General features: G+C 38.6%; 2 protein-coding genes and 1 pseudogene. 1 reads left to right on the top strand and 2 read right to left on the bottom strand.

The features are described from left to right. Together QZ562_RS20835 and QZ562_RS20830 are read right to left on the bottom strand one after the other, a co-directional pair. Positions 1 to 377: pseudogene (locus QZ562_RS20835) on the bottom strand (transposase); the annotation flags it as partial. Between the two features lie 170 nt (positions 378 to 547). Beyond that, entirely contained in the window at positions 548 to 1510 is a 963-nt protein-coding gene (locus QZ562_RS20830; protein WP_293764599.1) for a hypothetical protein, read from the bottom strand. Positions 1511 to 1646: 136 nt separating this feature from the next. On the opposite strand from QZ562_RS20830, the gene QZ562_RS20825 reads away from it, so the two are divergent. Beyond that, positions 1647 to 2111: an Lrp/AsnC family transcriptional regulator gene (locus QZ562_RS20825; RefSeq protein ID WP_293764597.1), complete on the top strand. Its 465-nt coding sequence runs from the start codon at positions 1647 to 1649 to the stop codon at positions 2109 to 2111. The last annotated feature ends 663 nt before the right edge of the window (positions 2112 to 2774 follow it).

Here is a 2774-nt window from a genome sequence, read left to right as displayed (position 1 = left end):
GTCACTGTTTCATCTAGGCTGATACATTCACCTTTACTGAGCTTATCCCCTCTTTGATACTTTTGACTTAATAATGTGCCTTGGTACATTTGGTGCCAGCGCTTTATCACTTCTTCCATCGACCAGTTATCTACCAGGTCTTTGTCCACACACGGCACTACGTGGGTATGATTGTTCATCACTGCATAGGCACAAATACCAATAGAAAATACCGACGATAAAAATAATAATCGCTCCTCTACCCAACCTCGGCGATGCTCATAGCTCTGCCCGTAAATTTGTCCTCACCACACAAAAATGAACGGCGAACACAGCGAGAAACAATGATAATAGGGAGTATTAATTAAACTGACTTGAGTTCTACGTGACTGAGGTATGACAGACCATCCTTGGTTGTTTGAGTACCTTAAAGATTAAGATATAACAGCTGTTTTACTACTGTTTAAAAATGGGTGTCTTTTTTAGCTCCGTCTTTTTTAGCTCCTTTTTTAGGTGTCTTCTTTAGCTCTCTTTTTTAGCTCATTGTTTTTAAAGGTTGTTCTGATTATTACTGAGCGACACTTCGATAGAAGTAGCGTTCGCAGAAGTGGTCGTCTAAACGCTTAATAAGCTGTGCAATGACTGCCACGATTAACACCGAGAATACTAATCGCCCCCAGAAAATAGTGTAGAAATCAGCACCAATCACCATGATAAGCAAAGTATCCTCTATCAGACTATGAAGTAGGTTAAGCAGCATTATCGCGGTAAAAATATCTCTTGCAGCAATGTGACCGCGTTTCGCTTCACTAATTAATAGTCCTCCACCAAAAGATAAGCCCAGTGTAATACCGATAATGGTTAGGTTGGTGGCTTCTTTACTAATACCTAGTATTCGTAAGAAAGGTCTAAGTAAAATAGCCATTAACTTCTCTACACCTAAAAGTTTCAGTATCTTAAGTGTAAATAATAGCGCAGCTATAACGACGAAAATCACGCCGAAATTTTTTAGTTGATCAAGGCCCCAACCTAAATAACCAGTATCTGATGAAGTTTCAGCTTGCCATAGTGTTACTGCCGGCTGGTTCAAAAAATCACCGAATTGATAACTGATGTTTAACAGCCAAGCAAGTAGCAAACTTCCTCCAATTCTAATAACAAGTGTAGCGATGAGGCTAACACCTGCTTTTTTAGCAATCGCTGCTTCAATGGGTAAGGAGTGGGCAAGGAGCATCATGCTACCGAGTATCGACACCTGAGCCACCGAGAGCGGCATGTCTAGATTAATGAAAACAATCAGACCCGCATATATGTTGGTCAACATAGCCGTCGCCCAAACTAAACCGAGCTCTTTAGGTAAGCCGACTAATTCCATAATAGGGCTGAGCCACTGGCTTAACAGAACTATTCCGCCCATTTCTTCTATGACTTTGATGATAATAATAATAGGGATCATAATCTTGAAGAGAGTGAAAGTAACATCGAAAATATCTCGTGTTAGTTCTTTAAAAAAAATTGGAACAGCTTGCATATATTTATTCCGCTTGGCGTGTTTTATGGGGTAATTTCACCTACTGTCGATGCTTTAGGATTTATTTTTTCACCGGCATTGTTACATATTATTTATTGAGAAATATAAGTATGTTGAATGGACAATATAAAAAATTATGAAAATTGTTCGAGTTGATAGGAAAATTTTAATCGCTCTGCAAAGAAATAATCGTATTCCAAACCTTGAGTTGGCAGAATTGGTTCGGTTATCCCCTCCTGCATGTTTGAAGCGTGTAAAGCGGCTCAGGGAGGAAGGTGTCATTATTGGTGATGTGTCTATCATTAACCCTAAATTGGTAGGTAGTACCATGACCTTAATTGTATCTGTGGAAATGGAGCGAGATAGGGCAGACATTTATCAAGTCTTCAGAAAGTCGATATTGAAAGCTCCTGAAGTGACGCAAAGCTACCAAATTTCAGGCAGCTACGACTTTATGTTGGTCGTAACGGTGAAAGACATTCAGGGTTATGAACAATTTGTAGAGCGTGTTTTACGTACTGATTTAAACATCCGTAAGTTCCATACATCCGTATCTTTGTGGACAGTAAAATTTAGTACTGAGATTGAATTAGAAGAATAGAAATTCATCGAATATGGCATACTTTATTGTTGTGAAAGCTATGAATTAGGTCGAATGCACCTTGAAAAAAATAGTTTTATGTCCGCTATCTATGAAAATAATGACTATAATTTTAGGTTTTTTGAGTAGCAAGTTGAGGCTGATGTGGGGTAAAGGTGAGCGTTTAAAGAAAAAACTCTATCGGCAGCATAATGAGCGAATTGCAGACATATTGGAAATTGTCTGACAATCTGGATTAAGGTCAGTTTTCGACCCAAAGCGGACGTAAGAGAATTCAAACTATCAGACTATATTGAGCGCAAAATTATCATAGGATTAATCAAACGCGACTGACGGCAATGTGCGATAAACGGACGTTCAGTTCCAGTTATTCCAAGCATAGAATATCAAGTAGTGATAGCAAATATACTCGGTCACTTAAATGACAAACATTTGAATTACTGCCCCAACAAAGTATAGCGCCGCCTCAGATAAGTCTGTTTGAATAAAAGCAGTACATCATCATAAGCAAAACTGATTTGCACAAGAGCGGGAGACGCTTGTCTTGAATTCTGAATTAAGTAGAAACAGTTGATTAATAGACGAAAAATCGCCGACTTTCACTCCCTCAAGGATATAAAAGAGAGGTCAATATGGAAAATATGAGGCATCATGTATTTTCAT

Source organism: uncultured Paraglaciecola sp. (genome assembly GCF_913058035.1).
Taxonomy (GTDB): Bacteria; Pseudomonadota; Gammaproteobacteria; order Enterobacterales; family Alteromonadaceae; genus Paraglaciecola.
The sequence above is the reverse complement of the archived record's forward strand: the minus strand, read 5'-3'. Positions and strand labels throughout refer to the sequence as shown.

Coding starts and splice junctions, on each gene's coding strand:
- QZ562_RS20825 (WP_293764597.1), top strand. CDS start 1,647: ATGAAAATTGTTCGAGTTGATAGGAAAATTTTAATCGCTCTGCAAAGA.
- QZ562_RS20830 (WP_293764599.1), bottom strand. CDS start 1,510: ATGCAAGCTGTTCCAATTTTTTTTAAAGAACTAACACGAGATATTTTC.